Origin of the sequence: Micromonospora globbae, from assembly GCF_003610785.1 — a bacterium.
Lineage (GTDB): Bacteria > Actinomycetota > Actinomycetes > Mycobacteriales > Micromonosporaceae > Micromonospora > Micromonospora globbae.
The window spans coordinates 108,703-125,608 of record NZ_RAQQ01000015.1; the positions used below are offsets into that span (position 1 = coordinate 108,703).

Annotated in this window: 16 protein-coding genes and 1 pseudogene; 8 read left to right on the forward strand and 9 right to left on the reverse strand. The window is 70.0% G+C overall.

Annotated features, from left to right (window positions below; translation table 11 throughout):
• Window positions 1–11 precede the first annotated feature (11 nt).
• From D7I43_RS20695 to D7I43_RS20705, 3 genes are all read right to left on the reverse strand, one after another.
• On the reverse strand, window positions 12–986 hold the full coding sequence (locus D7I43_RS20695) for a hypothetical protein (protein WP_204985247.1): 975 nt from the start codon (window positions 984–986) through the stop codon (window positions 12–14).
• 148 nt (window positions 987–1,134) lie between these two features.
• A complete protein-coding gene (locus tag D7I43_RS20700) occupies window positions 1,135–2,034 on the reverse strand; it encodes a permease prefix domain 1-containing protein (protein ID WP_120330194.1) in 900 nt (299 codons plus the stop codon).
• Window positions 2,031–2,444 carry a PadR family transcriptional regulator gene (locus D7I43_RS20705; RefSeq protein ID WP_120330195.1) on the reverse strand — a complete coding sequence of 138 codons (414 nt, stop codon included), beginning with the start codon at window positions 2,442–2,444 and terminating at the stop codon, window positions 2,031–2,033. The genes D7I43_RS20700 and D7I43_RS20705 overlap by 4 nt, the downstream gene beginning before the upstream one ends.
• Window positions 2,445–2,588: 144 nt before the next feature.
• Between D7I43_RS20705 and D7I43_RS20710 the strand changes: the two genes are divergently transcribed.
• The 6 genes from D7I43_RS20710 to D7I43_RS32770 all read left to right on the forward strand — a co-directional run bounded on the left by D7I43_RS20710 (window position 2,589) and on the right by D7I43_RS32770 (window position 9,406).
• The gene (locus D7I43_RS20710; RefSeq protein WP_120330196.1) at window positions 2,589–3,056 is read left to right on the forward strand and encodes a nuclear transport factor 2 family protein; all 468 of its coding nucleotides are present in this window, start codon (window positions 2,589–2,591) and stop codon (window positions 3,054–3,056) included.
• A 148-nt stretch (window positions 3,057–3,204) separates the two neighbouring features.
• The gene (locus D7I43_RS20715) at window positions 3,205–3,681 is read left to right on the forward strand and encodes a VOC family protein (RefSeq protein WP_120330197.1); all 477 of its coding nucleotides are present in this window, start codon (window positions 3,205–3,207) and stop codon (window positions 3,679–3,681) included.
• Between the two features lie 20 nt (window positions 3,682–3,701).
• Complete coding sequence (locus D7I43_RS20720; RefSeq protein WP_192902217.1) at window positions 3,702–4,043, forward strand: YciI family protein; 342 nt, start codon at window positions 3,702–3,704, stop codon at window positions 4,041–4,043.
• Window positions 4,040–5,236 (forward strand): RNA polymerase sigma factor, encoded by a 1,197-nt coding sequence (locus D7I43_RS20725; RefSeq protein ID WP_120330198.1) that lies wholly within the window; start codon window positions 4,040–4,042, stop codon window positions 5,234–5,236. Before D7I43_RS20720 ends, D7I43_RS20725 begins: the two co-directional genes overlap by 4 nt.
• Window positions 5,237–7,230: 1,994 nt before the next feature.
• Complete coding sequence (locus D7I43_RS20740; RefSeq protein WP_147427268.1) at window positions 7,231–8,586, forward strand: hypothetical protein; 1,356 nt, start codon at window positions 7,231–7,233, stop codon at window positions 8,584–8,586.
• A 427-nt stretch (window positions 8,587–9,013) separates the two neighbouring features.
• Window positions 9,014–9,406, forward strand: coding sequence for a toll/interleukin-1 receptor domain-containing protein (locus tag D7I43_RS32770; RefSeq protein WP_158610122.1), 393 nt, complete (start codon window positions 9,014–9,016; stop codon window positions 9,404–9,406).
• 128 nt (window positions 9,407–9,534) lie between these two features.
• Here the strand turns inward: D7I43_RS32770 and D7I43_RS34125 are convergent, their stop codons facing one another.
• On the reverse strand, window positions 9,535–10,215 hold the full coding sequence (locus D7I43_RS34125) for a BsuBI/PstI family type II restriction endonuclease (RefSeq protein ID WP_120330203.1): 681 nt from the start codon (window positions 10,213–10,215) through the stop codon (window positions 9,535–9,537).
• A complete protein-coding gene (locus tag D7I43_RS20755; protein WP_120330204.1) occupies window positions 10,212–11,618 on the reverse strand; it encodes an APC family permease in 1,407 nt (468 codons plus the stop codon). The genes D7I43_RS34125 and D7I43_RS20755 overlap by 4 nt, the downstream gene beginning before the upstream one ends.
• Window positions 11,619–11,994: 376 nt before the next feature.
• Here D7I43_RS20755 and D7I43_RS20760 point away from each other — a divergent pair, with 376 nt between their 5' ends.
• A complete protein-coding gene (locus D7I43_RS20760) occupies window positions 11,995–13,464 on the forward strand; it encodes a helix-turn-helix domain-containing protein (RefSeq protein WP_120330205.1) in 1,470 nt (489 codons plus the stop codon).
• Window positions 13,465–13,479: 15 nt separating this feature from the next.
• The gene (locus D7I43_RS20765; RefSeq protein WP_120330206.1) at window positions 13,480–14,112 is read left to right on the forward strand and encodes a 2'-5' RNA ligase family protein; all 633 of its coding nucleotides are present in this window, start codon (window positions 13,480–13,482) and stop codon (window positions 14,110–14,112) included.
• A gap of 71 nt (window positions 14,113–14,183) precedes the next feature.
• Here D7I43_RS20765 and D7I43_RS20770 read toward each other — a convergent pair whose 3' ends face one another.
• From D7I43_RS20770 to D7I43_RS20785, 4 genes and pseudogenes are all read right to left on the reverse strand, one after another.
• On the reverse strand, window positions 14,184–14,528 hold the full coding sequence (locus D7I43_RS20770) for an STAS domain-containing protein (RefSeq protein ID WP_120330207.1): 345 nt from the start codon (window positions 14,526–14,528) through the stop codon (window positions 14,184–14,186).
• A gap of 113 nt (window positions 14,529–14,641) precedes the next feature.
• Window positions 14,642–14,992 carry a hypothetical protein gene (locus D7I43_RS20775; protein ID WP_147427269.1) on the reverse strand — a complete coding sequence of 117 codons (351 nt, stop codon included), beginning with the start codon at window positions 14,990–14,992 and terminating at the stop codon, window positions 14,642–14,644.
• A gap of 114 nt (window positions 14,993–15,106) precedes the next feature.
• Window positions 15,107–15,250 carry a hypothetical protein gene (locus D7I43_RS33720; RefSeq protein WP_228543157.1) on the reverse strand — a complete coding sequence of 48 codons (144 nt, stop codon included), beginning with the start codon at window positions 15,248–15,250 and terminating at the stop codon, window positions 15,107–15,109.
• Window positions 15,251–15,848: 598 nt separating this feature from the next.
• Window positions 15,849–16,783, reverse strand: a pseudogene (locus D7I43_RS20785) (replication-relaxation family protein).
• Window positions 16,784–16,906 lie beyond the last annotated feature (123 nt).

A 16,906-nucleotide genomic window follows, 5' to 3' on the forward strand; every position in this document is an offset into this window, starting at 1 on the left:
CCGTCCGCCGCTCACGCGTACACCCGCGGGGGTTCGTCCTGACCGGACGGCGCCGGCGCCGTCCGGCGCAGCGCGAGCAGGACACCGACGGCCGTGACGGCGGCGACCACACCGGCCGCGGCGAGCGTCGCGCCGTCGGGGTGGACCAGCGGCTGGCCGCGCAAGGCCTGCCAGGTGACGACCGCGAGCAGACCGGCGTACGCGACCGCGGCCGTGACGACGAGCCGCAGCCGGACCCGGACGTCGCGCAGCCGGGGGAACCGTCCGGCCAGCACGCCGAGCGCGATGGCCAGCAGCGGCAACGCCTGCAGGGCGTGCATGCCCACGAAGTGCGGGATGCGCAGGTCCCCGCCGGTGGTGCTCCACCCGGTGAGCGGCATCCCCGGCCCGCCGTCGGGCACGCCGACGCTGTGGGCGCCCACGAGCGTGACGGCGTCGGCGGCCCGCTGCTCGGGGGTCGGCAGGACCATGAGGTAACCCAGGCCCATCCCGACCACCGCGATGAGCAGGCCCAGCCGCAGCGTCCAGGCGATCGCCCGGTCGGGTATCCGCTGCAGCATCAGCAGGACGGCGAGCACCAGCGTCCCGGCGTAGATCCCGGCGACGAGGGCGGCCATCATCCCGAAGATCGTGGCGTCCAACGGGGTCGCGACGTTGAAGTGGCTCTGCTGGCCCCGGGCGGCCTGCAGGGCGATCAGTCCCACCTCGAAGAAGCCGGTCACGGCGACCAGGGTGCCGGCCCACCAGGCGACGCGCCGGCCGCGCGTCATGAGCGGGATCATCCAGGCCAGCGTCACCACGTAGACGAGGAACGAGACGGCGAACTTGAAGGGCTTGAGCCAGATCGGCGCGCCGACCAGGATCCGGTCGTCGACGACCAACCCGACCAGGGACACGACGCCGAGCGCCGCCATCGTGGCGGCCACGGCCATGAGAGGTGGGTGCCAGCGGAAGGCCTGTCGCAGCGATACGGGTGAGTACGTCATGCCCTCGACGGTCGCCGAACCGCGGCGCCGGATCGCCCGCCCGCCGTCCCGGACCGCCGGCCCCCGGTACGAACCGTCCTCCTACCGTGGGAGGAGGACGGTTCGGGTGGCGTGACGCCGGGGTGTCCGGCGCGCGGGCGCCGTCGGGTCAGTGCCGGGGCGCGAACAGCATCCGTGCGAGCACGAGCAGCATCGCCGCGAAGCCGGCCACGAGGGCGAGCGGGGACCACGCCCAGCCGACGGTGAGGCCCAGCACGGCGAACGCCGCGATCGCGACCAGCCACAGCGTCACCGTGTAGAGGCCGAACCGGGCCGCGGCCGACGGGTCCTCCGTGAACCGGTCGCCGACGTCCTGGTGGGAGGCCGCGAACCGGAGCACCCAGGGCTTGTGGCGGTTGGTCTGCGTGGCGCCGAGGACCGTGAACACCACGATCGAGGCCACGACGGCGAGGGCGCCACCGATGAGCCAGGGCAGCTCGCGGTCGAGCGCGTAGCGCCACGCGCCGCCCGCGCCGAGCAGCGCGACGGTCGTGGCCGCGCCGTATCCGGCGGCGCGACCGGCCGGCATCGGGTAGTTGGTGGTGGTCTCCTGCCGCAGCGCGTCGGCCACCACGAAGCCGGCGGCCAGCGCGACGGCGACGACCGCGACGAGTTGCGCCGGCCCGGGCACCGCGACGTCCACGGTGGCCAGCACGACAGCGGTGAGCGCGGCCGCCGCGACCGCCGCGAGGACGACCGTGCGTACCAGGAATCCGGGCTTCGGCCGGACCCGGTATCGCGCCCAGGCCGGCGTGGCGGCGTCGGTGGCGGTCTCCACCTCGTCGATCAGGGACCGGATGTCGCCCGCCTCGGGCATCGCACGCTGCGCGGCCGCGACGGGGGAGAGGCCCTCGCGTTCGAACTCGGCCGCCCGGGCCACCAGGTTGGCGCGCATCTCCTCCTTCAGGTCCTGGAGGTCGGCCGTCATCTCGACGCCGGCGAAGGCCTCGTCGAGGAGGCGGTGGATCTCCATGGCGGAACCGCGTGTGGTGTCGTCGGTGGCGGTCATGACGGATGCCTTTCCAGTGATCGGTCTCCGGAGGTGGGGCGGTCGCCGAGGTCGAGCAGGGAGTCGATGAGGTCGCGGGTGACGACCCACGCGGCCAGGTTGCGGCGGTAGACGGCGTGACCGGCATCGGTGATGCGGTAGTACTTCCGCCGCCCGCCCCTGGTCTCGTCGCCCCAGTACGCCTCGACGAGCCCGTCCTTGACGAGCCGCCGGTAGCTCGCGTAGAGGGTCGCCTCCTTGATCTCGTAGGCCCCGCCGGTGGCGTCGCGGATCGTCTTGAAGATCTCGAAGCCGTAGCTGTCGCCGCGGCGCAGGATCCCCAGCACGATCGTGTCGGTGTGGCCGCGCAGCAGGTCGGAGGCGAAGGCGTCGCCGAGGAGGGCGGTGTCGCTTCCGCTTCGCTCAAACATGTTCAGTACTGTATCAGATCAAGTACTAGCGCAGCCAGACCGCTTCGCCGCCCTCGTCGCTCGCCCCGTTTCGGCCGCCCCGAGCAGGGAATGCCTCGGCGCCCGTGGCGCAGGAGCAGATCGCGAGACGAAAGGGGCCGCACGATGAGCGACGCCCGCCCGCCGTTCCCACCGTTCGACCTCGACAGCGCGATCGCCAAGGTGCAGGCCGCGGAGGACGCCTGGAACACGCGCGACCCGCACAAGGTGAGCCTCGCCTACACGGAGGACTCCGTCTGGCGCGACCGCCACCGGTTCTTCACCGGCCGGGAACGGATCGTCGAGTTCCTCACCGCCAAGTGGGAACGCGAACTCGACTACGTGCTGCGCAAGAGCCTGTGGGCCTTCCGGGAGAACCGGATCGCGGTGCGCTTCCAGTACGAGTGGCACGACGCCGACGGCCGGTGGTTCCGCAGCTACGGCAACGAACTGTGGGAGTTCGACGAACGCGGCCTCATGCGTCGTCGCGAGGCCAGCATCAACGACGTGGCGATCGACGAGAGCGAGCGCCGCTACTTCGGGCCGCGCCCGGAGAACGAGCGCGGCGCGGGCCACGACATCGCGCTGCGGTGACGCCGACCGTGCCGGCGCGCGCCACCGGCCGGTGAGCGTCGCCGCCCACGGCAACGGACGGAGAAAAATCGTCCGGCAGGATGTCGGATCCGGCCGCCCGCCGGTCGTCTACCTGGGTGAAGGGCAACGAGAACCCAGGAGGACACCCATGACGGCACCATCGAGCCCCCACCCGATCCCCGACACCTACCGGCGGGTCACACCGTGCCTGGTCGTCGACGGCGCGGCCAGGGCCCTCGCGTTCTACGCCGACGTGTTCGGCGCCCGGGAACGGATGCGGATGGCCGGCCCGGACGGCACCATCGCCCACGCCGAGATCGAGATCGGCGACGCCGTGCTCATCGTCGAGGACGCCGACCCGCAGCGGGGCACGAGCGCGCCGCCGGCCGGCGGGCTGCCCGGCACCCCCGTGTTCCAGTTCGTCTACGTCACCGACGTCGATACCGTGGTGGAGCGGGCCGTCGCGCTCGGCGCCACGCTCCGGCGGGCCCCGGAGAACCAGTTCTACGGCGACCGCGACGCGTTCGTCGTCGACCCGTTCGGCCACGCCTGGACCGTCGCCACGCACGTCGAGGACGTCGACCCCGACGAGGCGGCGCGCCGGATGGCCGCCCTGTCCGCCTGAGCACCACGAACGGAGACCCGGTGAAGTACGTGCTGATGTTCGTCGAGACCGAGCAGTTCGCCGCCGACCTGGCGGCCATGGACGAGCCGGAGCAGGAACGCGCCTACGCCCGCGTACGCCAGTGGTTCGCCGACCACCACGACAAGATCACCCACCACACCCACCTCATGCCGCCGGACACCGCCACCACGCTGCGGCTCGACCGGGGCGAGCCGCTGATCTCCGACGGACCGTTCGTCGAGGGCAAGGAGATCGTCAGCGGATTCGCCGAGATCGACGTCGCCGACCTCGACGAGGCCCTGCGGATCGCCCGGTCCTGGCCCGCCTGCCCCGTGGTGGAGATCCGGCCCATCGCCGCATGAGCCGACCGACGTACGCCGAACTGGCCCGCGTGGTCCGCGACCACGCGGGCCGGCTCGCCGCGTCCCTCGTCCACCTCGTCGGCGACTTCGCCGCGGCCGAGGACCTCGTGGCCGACGCGGTCGAGGCCGCGCTGACCCACTGGCCCGTCGAGGGCATCCCCGACCGACCCGACGCCTGGCTGTACACGGTGGCCCGCCGCCGCGGCCTCGACCAGCTCCGCCGCGACAACCGTCACCGCCAGAAGCTGGCCCTGCTCCCGTGGCCGGTCGAGCCCCGACCCGACGACCGGCTCCGCCTCGTCTTCACCTGCTGCCACCCGGCCCTGCCCCGCTCCGCCCAGATCGCCCTCACCCTCCGGGTGGTGTGCGGCCTGACCACCGCCCAGATCGCCCGCGCGTTCCTCGTCTCGGAGAGCACCGTCGGGCAGCGCATCACCCGCGCCAAGCGGAAGATCAGCGACGCGGGCATCCCCTACCGGATCCCCTCCGCCGACGAACTCGGCGACCGGGTCGCCGAGGTGCTCGCGGTGATCTACCTGCTGTTCAACGAGGGCTACCTGTCCACCGGCGACCAGCAGGCCCACGCCCGCGACCTCGCCGAGGAGGCCGAGTTCCTCGCCACCCTGCTGCACACCCTCATGCCCACCGAACCCGAGGTGGCCGGCCTGCTCGCGCTGATCCGGCTGCACCGGGCCCGCGCCGCCGCCCGCTTCGACGACCGGGACGGCATCGTGCCGCTGCCCCGGCAGGACCGGTCCCGCTGGGACCACGACGCCATCGCCGCGGCGGGCCGGCTCCTCGCCCGCGCGGCCGCCCAGAAGCGGCCCGGCCCGTACCAGCTACAGGCCGCGATCGTGGCCTGCCACGCCGAGGCGCCCCGGTGGGAGGACACCGACTGGCCGCAGATCCTCGTGCTCTACGACATGCTGCTCCACCTGGCGCCGTCCCCGGTCACCCGGCTGCACCGGGCCGTCGCCCTGCGCTACGTCGCCGGTCCGGCCGCCGCCCTCGCCGAGGTCGACGCGCTCCGCGACGACCTCGCCGGCTACCACCTCCTGCACGCCACCCGCGCCGAACTCCTGCGCGACCTGGGCGACGCCACCGGGGCCCGGGCCGCCGACGAGCGGGCGCTCGCGCTGACCGCCAACCCCGCCGAACGGTCCCTCCTGCGGCAACGCCTCGACTGGACCTGAAGGCGTCCGCGCCCGCTCACCGGACGGCACTGTCGAGGATGTGCGCCGGAAGGTTGAGCCACCAGGACGCCGCTGCGCGGCACTCGGCCGGAGCGGTGGGGTCTTGACGTACGACATGGAGCATCCGACGGTTGCGGCCGATGCCCAGCGCGTAGACCAGCCCGACCAGCGCTGAGGCATGGGTGGTCGCCCGGGTCTGGCGCCAGCGGACGCTGTGGTGGTGGATGGCCCGGCGCCAGTAGCGGTCGTCGCTGCGTCCACCGATGTGGCCGACTGCCTGTACGGCGGCCACCGTGACCGAGGGCGGGGGGGCCGTCCGCGAGGGTCAGCCGTTCCACGACGGGCCGCTGCCGTGACGTGCCTACGACACGCAACGCCTCGATCATCGCGACGGTCCACTCCACCGGCCCGCCGGCGGCGGCGACCGCCAGTTCCGACCCGAGCGCCGCGGCGAGTGGCTCGCGGTACGGCGTGCCGGCGAGCAGCATCGCGGCGTACAGCCGTACGTCGAATACCGGGTCGAACAGCATCTCGTGCAGCAGGACCGGCAGCAGGCGATCGTCGAAGGGGACGATGTCGTGGGGCAGGTTCGCCCGGGTCGCTCGGGCCAGCCGCGCCGCCACGGCCCGGGTCGCCCCGTCGGCGCGCCCGATTTCCCTCTGTGGCCTTGGCGTCCGGTCAGGCCCCGGGTCGTGCCGCGCCCCGCCACGCGGCTCGTCGCGTAGCCGTCGGAGCAGTTCGGCCGCCAGTGCCGGGGCCTTCGACCCGGGCGCCGAGTCGGCGAGCAGGTCGTGCAGGGCCGGTACGAGCCGCATCATCTGTGCCCCGGTGAAGTGTCCGTACCGCAGCTTGCGAATCGATCCCAGCAGCGCACCGTACTGCGCCCGGTCGTTGGTGGGATCAACGAGTTGTGCGAGCAGGTGTCGGCCGGCGTCCGGATGCGGACTTCCGTCCAGGACACTGACGGTCTCGACGAACACCTGTCCCGTCCGGTCGGCGGCCAGGTCGGCGCAGGCGGCGACGGCGGCCTGCTGCCCGACCGGATGGGCGAGCAGGCGGTGCAGGGCCTCGTGCCGCTGCATCCACGGAACCCCGTCGGCGATGATCATCTCTGCGAGCAGGCGTTCCGCGAGATCACGCCACACCGTGCGCGGCGCGATCACCTGGCGGGGTGCGGCGGCGAGCCGCGCGGTCAGCTCGTCCCAGTCGGCGCCTGCGACCGGTGCGCCGGAGAGCGCGACCTCGAGGAGCTCCTCCAGCCGGCCCGGACCGTCGGCGCCGTGAACGTCGGTGCGCCGGCCCAGAAGGGGCGGGGCGGAGACGGTGGGGGCGAAGTACCGATAGACGGTGTCGACCAGGGCGACCAGGCTGCCCGCCTGTACATCGAGCAACTGCTCGTAGCGGCGGACGGCAAGATGGGGTACGCGTACCGCGGCGGTCTCCCAGCGGGAGATGCGGTAGGCACTGGTGCGTTCCGGCCAACATCCGCCCTGGAAGGCCTGGGCGAACCTGTTCGCCGCCACCCAGCTCGGATGTCCGCCGTAGAGGCGGTTCACCCGCAGCAGCCAGGCGACGCGGTCCTGGTGCGGGGGCCAGCCTCGGCGGACGGCCGTCGGGCGGGGAGCCCCTGGCGGTCGACCTCGACGACTCGTGAGTCCGTTTCTGGTCCCCACCGGCCATTTATTGCACGACGTGCAGCGGAGTGCAACAACGTGGTTACGAAGCGAGACTGATTCTACTTTTGACTGACCGACCGACCAGCTTCGTCGCTTGTGGCCCTCGAGGACCCGCGGCGGGCGGGAGCGTCGATCTCGACGGTCGCCCATACGACAACAGGGGGACGGATGGGAAAGAACGGTCGAAAGAGGAGAGTCGAGCGGGATGAGCCGCCTGCCGACGTGCGGCGCATTCCACACCAGCGCCACACCGTACCAACACCGCCACCGGACCGCAGCGAACCGCGCGTTCCCGCCCTGGAGAGGGCCATCCGCACCGTGCCCATACCCGGGGCGCCACCGCCCCTGTCCCGAGAGGGCGCCGCCGTCGGACTGGCCTTCCTCGACATGGCCCTGCGCCAGAACCACATCCGCCGGCTCACCGAACGCCTCACGTTCGTGGAACACGGTGTGGCGAGCAGGACCACCGAGGTCGACGTCCGGTTGAGCCTGCTGGACCCGCGCCAGCGCGAAGCGAGCCATCTCTTCCAGCGACTCAGCAGCCGCAGCGCCCGCACCCGCAGGGAGGAGGAGGCCGCCACACCGACCATCTGGGTTCCGGTCACGCGGATCTCACGGCTCAGCGTCTCACCGATCGACGTGGTCGACGCCGCGGGCAACAAACTTCCCCGGCTCACCCAGTACGAGACGTCGAGGCTGCTCGCGTCCGGCCTCTACCGGCTGCTGAAGGGAATCCTGACCAGCCAGCCGGAGTCCCGGCGCCGTGATTCCGGGATCAGCCGGCTGCTCCGGCAGGAACGCGCCCGATGGCTCATCCAGGCCGCCCTCATCGCCCTCCTGACCGAACGAAGCCGCCCGCTGAACGACACCGACGCCCACCACGTCGGGCGGCCGGCCACCCAGACCGACCGGTTGGACGAACGGGACATCCGGGAGCTCGTGCTCTCCGTCCTGCGCGCCCACGAGGCACAGTTGGAGCCCTACTTCAAGCTGGTCGACGTCGCTCTCAACGACTACCTCCTCGTCGCCGCTCTCGACGTCACGAAGGACGACCACCTGCTGAGCTACGACGCGCCGGTACACCTGCGCGAACGCGCCCCCGTCGAGAGTCCCCTGAGCGCCTGGTCGCGCTCGACCTCCGGCAGGTACTGCATCCAGTACCTGGCTCAGGTGCCGGCGGGGCTGCGCTCGTACCACATCGTCGCGGAGACCGAGGCCGGCGTGCACATCGAGGCGATGTCCCTCGTGACCGACGTCGACGCCACCCGGACCAGGGAACTGGCCACGGATCTCAAGGCGCTCGCCCAGCGTGTACGCAAGCAGAAACCGGACCGGCCGATTGAGACTCGTCTGTTGGAACTCGAGCTGCAGGGCGCGCTCGGTCGCCTGTCCGAGCTGTTCCGCAGCCGGCAGTGGGACGCCAACGAGGCGGGGGTGGACGTCTGGGAAGGCGCCTTCCGGGACACCCGCGGGCTGATCGAGCGGTACCTCTCGGCCGAGGACCTGATCAGCGAACAGGACCCGAACTCGACGCCGCTGCTGCGTGCCATGCTGCCCATTCCCGCCATGCTCGAACGGGCCGCGGAGGAACTGCGGGAGCACGACGTCGGCTCTGACTTCTCCGTAGTCAAGCGTCGAAAGAAGCCAGATTTGAGAACCGTCGACCGGGCTTAGTACGAGGTCTCCAACGCCCAGCTCCACGACATCACACAGGTGGCCTTCGGTGCGGCCCCGCCTTGTCAGCGGAGCCTGTCCCACCTTCCCGGTAAGATGCCCGCAGCACCTGCCCCGCGGTGTCTCCTCGGTATCCCCGCTCGTAGAAGTTGGAACGAGAATGGTTAGACGTTTCAATCCCTCCCAGCTACGGTCCGCCGCGAACAGGCTGAAGTCACAGGCACGCCAGGTAGAGAGCGCGGGCCGTAAACTCCAGTCAGACCTTCGAAGGCTTGATCAATCGAGTCGGCGAGCACAAAGCGAGTTGAAAGCCGCTCAGCGGAAGGGCCGCACGCCGAGGCCCTCGACGTTTACGCCGTCAGAGAACGCGCTCCTAGATGAAGCGCGCGATGCCGTACTCGCAGACGTCGCTGATCGTAGTTGTGACGTGTTCCTTTCCCACGCGTCGGCTGACTCTGAGACTGCCGCCGCTCTGCATGGCGCGCTGAACGACTGCGGGCTCGAGGTATGGGTGGACTTCGCGAAGCTGCGTCTTGGTTATAGCCTTGCCCGTCAAATTGACCAGGGGATCGCGCGGTGCAGCGTCGGACTGATCCTAGTGACGCCGACGTTCCTGACTGGGCGTCACTGGACGGAGAAAGAGCTGGGGGCCTTGTTGACGAGCAGAAAGCGGGTAATTCCCATCCTGCACGACGTTTCCTTTGAGGACCTGGGGAACTTCAGTCCTTTTCTGGCTGACCTTGCCGGCCTGAGCACGGCGCATCACTCCGTCGAGGAGATTGCGGAGCAGATCGCGGGCATCTTTGACGAGGACGACTGAAGGCTGAGGCGCGTGGCGCGCCCTATCGAGACTGGGCAGACCCAGGCTGAGGACAATGGCAAGGGCACGGGAAGAAAGTCGCTGGTGTCGGCGAGCGGCGGCTATACCTTCTCGTCAGGCCAACAAGCCTACAGGTCGTCGGCGTCCGGCATCAGTTTGTACCAGGCGAGTTCGTTGCCCGGTTCGTCTGCGTACCAGGCCCAGGTTCCTGAGGCGAGGTCCTTCAGTCGTCTCTTTGCGGCGCTGGCGTTTCTGGACAGGAAGGCCGTGAGGAACGAGCACCGGTCCGCCTTGATGTTCTGCTGGGCGGCCCAGGCCAACAGTGCTTTGCGGCGTTCAGTGGAGACGGGACCGTCTGTCGCGACGGCCTCGATGATCCAGAACTGGACAGGCTCGGCACCGATGTCTGCTATGACGACGTCGGGCAGGACATTGGCAATATCGATCTTGATACCTAGTGCCTGCAGGGTAGCGGTGTGCGAGGTCGAGGTCAGCGCCCCGAAGTACGGGAACGTCGCGGAGACACCCCAGTCTCGGGCGGGATCGATCGAGGTGATGTGCACCGCGAGGGTGTCGCCGGGTTCGGCGTCCTCGACGAAGAACGGCCCGGACACCGGGTTCAGGTACGGCATGCGGCACACCTGCGAGGGCAGGTCGGCTGGGCCGCGCACGAGGCCGCCGAAGCAGTCCTCGGTATGCACTTCGAGGATGTCGCCGGAGCGGACGTGCGCGACCGGGAGACGGCCCCCGAAGGTGTAGGCGAGTTCGTCGCGGGCGGGCCGGTAGGTGAACGTGCTCACGGCGATCACACCCGCTCCATGTCACGCCCGGCCGGCTGGGTCGGTGCCAGGCCGGACAACACAGGCCGGCGACCGGCGATGTAGAGGCCAGCCAGGACGATCACGCCGAGGGCGAGCCAGGCCAGACCCAGGCGCTGGGCGGCGATATTGGCGTTGACCACCACATAGGCGAGGATCGCGAACCCGATCCCGGGCAGGACCATGTGCGCCCACCAGTTCCCGCTGCGCCGGCGGATCAAGTGATGCGCTACGACGGAGACATGAAGGACGAGGAAGGCGACCATCGCCCCGAAGTTGATCAGCGACGACAGCAGCGTGATCCCGTCCGCCCGAGTGGCCATGTACAGGCCCAAGGCGAGGGAGACGACGCCGGTGAGCAGGGTCGCGTTGATCGGCACGCTGCGGCGCACCGACACCTTCGCCAAGAACGCGGGAAGCTGCCGGTCGCGGGCCATCGCGTACAGCAGTCGCGAGGTGGCGACCTGGGCGACCATCGAGTTCGGCAACCCCCAGGCGATCGCGGTCGCCACCGCGCACAGGGTGGCCAGCCAGCCACCGCCGGCCACGGCGGCGGCATCGTAGAAGGCGGTGCCGTTCACATCGCCCTCGGCCAGCAGCGCGTCGGGGTCGGTGACGAGCATCGCCGCCAGCCACGTCTGCGCGATGAACAGCACCCCCGCCAGGACGAGCACGGCGGCCATCGCGCGGCCGATCTGCCGGGCGCCGTCACGGGTCTCCTCGGCCAGCATGGAGATGCCGTCGAAGCCCAAGAAGCTGAGGACGGCGATGGACACCGCCCCCGCTACGAGGGACCAGGTGAAGGTGTCCGAGTTGTAGAACGCCTCCCAACTGAACCGCCCCTTGCCGGAGGCGAGGGCCCAGCCGGCGACGGCCAGGAACACCGCCAACACGACCAGTTCGCCGATGAGCATCACCCGGGTCACCACCGCGGTCATCCGAATGCCGACCGAGTTGATGATCGTGTTGACTACGACGAACCCGAGCAGCCACAGCCACACCGGCACCGCTGGCACGGTGGCGTGCATCGCCACCGACGCCACCAGATACAACAGGCCCGGCACCAACACGTAGTCGAGCAGGATCACCCACCCGGCCAGGAACCCGACCGGCGCACTGATGCCCCGACCGGCGTAGTTGTAGACACTGCCCGACATCGGAAACGCCTTCACCATCTGCGCGTACGAGAACGCGGTGAACACCAACGCCACCACACCAATGGCGTAGGCGAGGGCGACCATGCCGCCGGAGCCGGCGTAAACGCCGCCGAAGATCGCCATCGGCGCGATCGGCACCATGTACACCAGGCCGTACGCGACGAGATCACGGAATCGAAGCTGGCGGCTCAACTCCTGCCGATAGCCGTACCGGGTCAGGTCATTCGAAGTTGTCATCGGGGATCCCCACGGAGGTGAGAAGCGCGAGTACGGAGCGGGAAGGCGTCTGCGTCGCCGTCGAGAAGGACTTGACGGCAGCGGGCATCCGCGATTGGCGTTGCTTGGCAGCCACTCGATGTATTTCGTCGCGGTGGCTACGTCCGGATCGGCGGTGATCCGGTGCGGCAAGCTTGCCAAGCACATCCATGCAGATGGATCCCCAGGAGTGGTGAGATTTTCCCCCAGCCACGCGCGCCCGTGACCTGCACAGATTTTGATCAACTAGCGAGAATTTACCCACCCGAGGGCCGGTGGCCTCGCCGTGACCCGTACCGGTTCCGGTAAGAGGGGCGATACCGTGCGACGGGGAGGCTGCACGTAGGAGGTGACCGCGATGGCAAGAACAACTGGTACCAAGGCGCAGCGCGATCACGTGCGCCAGACATTGGCCGGTTTCGGCGCGACGCCGGCAGCCATCGCCGCCGAGTTGCAGCGACGGTTCGGTCTGCGCCCCCGGGATGCCTTTCGACAGGCGCACGGGTGGACCCAGGACGCGGTGGCAGAGAAGTTGAACGCCAACGGTACCGGTTCGGCTACGTTCACAGGGGCGCGTATCAGCGACTACGAGCGGTGGCCCTTCGGCGGTCGTCGGCCCACCTTGGCCGCCTTGAGCGCTTTGGCGCAGGTCTTCGGGACCGAACCGAGTTGCCTGGTCGACCTGGACGATCTGACTTCTATGCCGGACGCGGACCGAGAGGTTCTGAGCGGCCGGAACGCCGCCCCGATACCTAGCCGATCCGTCACACCCCAAGCTCCGCCTGGCGCGATGGCTGAGCCGCTGCGGTGGGACCTCGGCGCTCTGCAGGACGAGACGGAATTGGTGATAGCGGTGGCAGAACGTACGGCGAGCTTCGGCGCATGGGCGCAAGCCTCCAACGTCGGGCCCTTCACCCTTGATGATGTCGCTGCCTCCACCCGCAGGATCGCCGTCGACTATCTGACCGAGCCGCCGGTCGTCGTCTACGCCCGGGCAGGTCTATTGGCGGACCGCGTATTTCGACTTCTGCAGACGGGGCGTCAAGACCCTGATCAGTCTCGGGAGCTCTACACCTGGGCGGGGTACCTCTGCACGCTGCTTGCCTGGATGGCCGGGGACCTCGGTCATCCGGCCGCAGCCGAGTCGCAGGCGCGCACCGCGTGGATGTGCGCGGAGACCGTCCGCGACAACACGCTCCGAGCCTGGGTCCTGTCCACGGTCAGCAAGATTCACCTGTGGGAGCGACGGTTCGAGGACGCGGCGAACGCCGCCGTGCGCGGCTTCGGCCACGCTGCCGAGGGAAGCGCGGCGGTCATGTTGGCGTGCCAGGAAGCAGACGCCTGGGCGGAGATCGGCGCTGCCGACCCGGCCAGGGCGGCGCTGCGGCGGGCTGAGGAAGCCCGCCAACACGTTAGCGGCGATCCGGTGGGTGGACTACTGGCCTGCGGCTTGGTGCGCCAGCACAATTACGCTGGTTCGGTGCTGCTTCGCATCGGTGAGGCCGCCCGCGCCACCGAGCACGCCGAGCACGCTCTCGCGCAGGCCGCCGCAGATTCCTCGGTCGCCTACGGCACGCTCGCCCAGATCCGCATCTGGGCCGCCGCCGCGCATCTCAATGCCGGCAGCCTCGACGGCGCGGTCTCGGTCTTGTCTCCAGTGCTCGCTCTGCCGCCCGAACAGCGGCTTGACCCACTGGTGCACCGCCTGCGTGGCGTTGGCCGGAGCCTCGCCGGCAACCCGTCGCTGCGCACGAGCTTCGAGGCGCGAAGTGTCCAAGCAGCGATCACCGAGTTCTGCGCCACCGGCGCCGCCCGCCAACTCCCCTGACGACCTGGAGAACCAATGGCAGCACCGCACGCCACCGAGGTCCGCAACCACTGGTACTGGCGACCGGGTTGGGGGATCGGCTCCCGCTTCTACACCTGGCACATCACCTTCGACGGTCAACCCGAGGTTGAGGAACTCGCTGACCAGTACCGAGCCCTGCTGTCCTCGCAGCCAAGCCTTGACGTCATCCCGAACCGATGGCTTCACCTCACCATGCAGGGCATCGGCTTCGTGCAGGACATTGCTACCGACGATGTCGACGCCATCGTGGCCGCCGCCAAGGATCGCTGTGCGCGCCTGTCGCCCTTCAAGCTCACCATCGGCACTCCCCACGTCGATCCCGAATCCATCCAGATCGCCGTCGACCCCGTCGAATCCGTGCGACGGCTACGCGCCGCCATCCGTAGCGCCATCGCAGACGTCTGGGGTGAGGACCGAGTACCCGAGCCCGCCGAGCCTTACAACCCTCATCTGAGCCTGGCCTACACCAACACCGACGGTCCTGCGGCTCCGCTGATCGAGGCCCTCTCGTCCGCTCCGAAGCCCAGCGCAAACGCCGTGATCAACTCATGCCAGCTCATCATCCTCAACCGTGACGAGGGGATGTACGTGTGGGAACCGTACGCAACCGTCGAGCTCCGATCCTGAAGTCTGTTCCGAACCACTGCCGCGGTCGCCGATAGCGGCCGGTCGCTCAGCCGCGGAACCGTCGCGTTGGTCTATGCGGGTTGAGCCGGGGCCTGCACGGGGCTCTTGTCTCCATCGAGCAGGCCGAGCAGTCCGGCGGTGAACAGTTGCCGCCGGACTGTGGGCGGGATGTTGACCAGCCGCAGGATCCCGCCGCGCACGTGCACGGCCCGGTGGCAGGCCACCAGCGTGCTGGTGGCGGCGGGATCGAAGCGGGTCACGTTGGCGAGGTCGAGGTCGACGTGGCGGACGGTGTCGGCGCGCAGCGCGGCGAGCACGGCGTCGTACACGAGCCCGCTCGTCGGTGTGCCGAGTCGGCCGGTCAGGCTCAAGCGCACGAGCGGGCACTCGCCGCTTGTGGTGATCGTCAGGTTCATGGCTCCTCGCTGCGCATCTCAGCGCTCAGGATACGGAGCGAGGTGCTATACAAACCCGGAAGACTACTCTCCGATTCGAAGTGACCGCTTACGGCGACTGGTCGCACAGACTGTCAGTCGATGAGGGGTGGCAGGTCGATGTCATCGTCGCTGTCGGGCATCGGCACCCACCCCGGCCCGTCTGCGGCGGGAATCAGGTAAGCGGCGGCCGGTCGGGATCGGACCCACGCGAGAACGGCCTCGCGGGTGCCTTCGATCTGGTCGATGCCGGTGGTTCGGCCGGGGACCTCATCTATCCAGGTGGCGACCCAGACGACACGGCGGTGCAGGTCGCGGCCTTTGTGCAGGTAGACGGTGCCGTAGCCCTCACGGGGCTGGGCGAGCAGTTGCCCCGGCGCGATCTCCTGGCCACGCAGCTGGGGCGGCAGGTAGTGGGCGTGCTCGCGTCGGCGTGGGGTGTCCACGACCCGCATCGTAGTGTGGCCGCGCGGCGAGGGTCGCCGCCCAGCGATGTAGTTCCCATGGGGTCGGCGGGCAGGTGAAGGGGGTTGCGCCCGCCCCCTGGGGGCGGGCGCAGGTCACGCGGCGCGTGGTGGTGCGGGTTGGTGTAGGCGGAGTAGGCGGGCGAGGGTGGCGGCTTGGTCGACGGTGGGGAGGCCGGCTTCGGCGGCGAGGGCTTGGATCTCGGTTTCGGTGGCGGGGTCGGTCAGGTAGCGGGCCATCGACAGCGTTCCCGGAAGGACGGGAGGGTCGGTGTCGGGGTGTGCGGTCGGGGCCTCGCCGTCGGTTGTCCGCGTGGGCGGGGTCGGCGGCGACGGGTGTGGTGTGTTCGCGCGTGATGTCTGGTCACGGCGTGTGGCCATGTCCCTCCCAGGACGGCTCGTGGCGTGAGGACGTGGTGTGGGGCCATGGGGACCTCCTTCGCGGTGGTGGGAACTCGTTGAAGATCGATCGCCGGATCGCGCAGCCTGCGGGCGGCGGCGGGTCGGCGTCGGTGAAGGGCCGCGGACTGTAGCTCCGGTGGCCGTGGAGGTGAAGACGTGCGCCACTCACAGCGACTCACAACGGGCGAGCCGCTGGTGTGAGTGGGCCGGGCGGTCGTGGGCTCTGTCGCCGGACAGCGTCCGGTGACAGTCGTTGACAGCTTCCGGGAACTGCCGCTCCGCTGCCGCCCGACGCGCAGCCCGGCCCGGTCGCCTCGGTGCGGGCCGCAGGGCGGGCGGTGACGGCTGCCCCCGGTTGGGGGCGGGCACGGGCGGGTTCGGCGGCGTGTGGGCGAGTGGGACGCCCGTGCGCGCCGTGTGCTCCGCCCCGCCCGCATCAGGCGACCCGGTCTTCCTGGTCGGGCGCGGTATGGGTGGGGAACTCGTTGTCGTGGCGGGTGTCGGTGTAGGGCAGGTCGATGAGGCGGTGACGGCCGGCGCGGTCGACCAGTTGCCAGACCTGCTCGGCGGGGCTGGCGGCGAGTGCGGCGCGCAGTTCGGCGGTGGTGGTGGCGACGATCGTCTCGAGGCCGATGCCGGCGATCCGGTGGTGCAGGTTCGCCTCCCGTCGTGCCGACGGGAGATGGAACAACACCGGCCACGCCCAGGTGCTCATGGTATAGAGCCGTTCGTATTTGATGACCTTGTCGATGAGGACCTGCAGGTTTCGCCTCCGGTGTCGTACTCGAGGAAGAACGGCACGGACCGTCCTCGCTCGGTCCACACCCCGGCCCCGTCCGGGCGGGGGAAACCGGTCGCCCCGGCGATGATGATCTGCGGGTCCCCGCCCTCGCGGTACAGGGTGCCGGGTTCGTGGTAGGCCGACGCGGGCTGCCACCGGACGAGGTCCCCGTCGGGGTGGGTGCGGGCGTGGGCGGCGAGGTCGATGAAGACCTGGTTGCCGCCGAGCAGGTGCGGCAGGTCCGGCCGAGAGGTCAGCGATTGTTTGCGGCGGCGGGCCTGGTCCCGGCGGCCTCGTGGGAGTCCGCGTTGGGCGTGGACGTGGTCGTAGCCGAGCTGGTCCAGGACGTAGTGGTAGGGGTGGGAGCCTCCGTCAGCCTTGTTGGGCCGGAACCGGTCCACCGCCCGCAAGGCGGTGAGGCGGCGTAGCCGGCGTTGGGTGAAGTCCAGGGACGGGAACAGGGCGGCGGCGATCTGGTCGGTGGTGAGTACGCCGTGGTCGTAGAGCCAGCCGAGGAGGCGGTCGTCGCGGGCGGTGATGCTGGCCTGCAGGCGCAGCAGCGGATCCGCGGTCGGTAGGTGTTTACCCATGAGCACAAGCCCCTGGGGGGGGACCCGAGACTGGAGGGTCTGTCTGGAGCGGAGTCGGATCGCTGAGAGTGGGGTTGACCTGGGCTGTGAGCGGCTGTGGGGGGTCCGGTTGGGGGTCAGGAT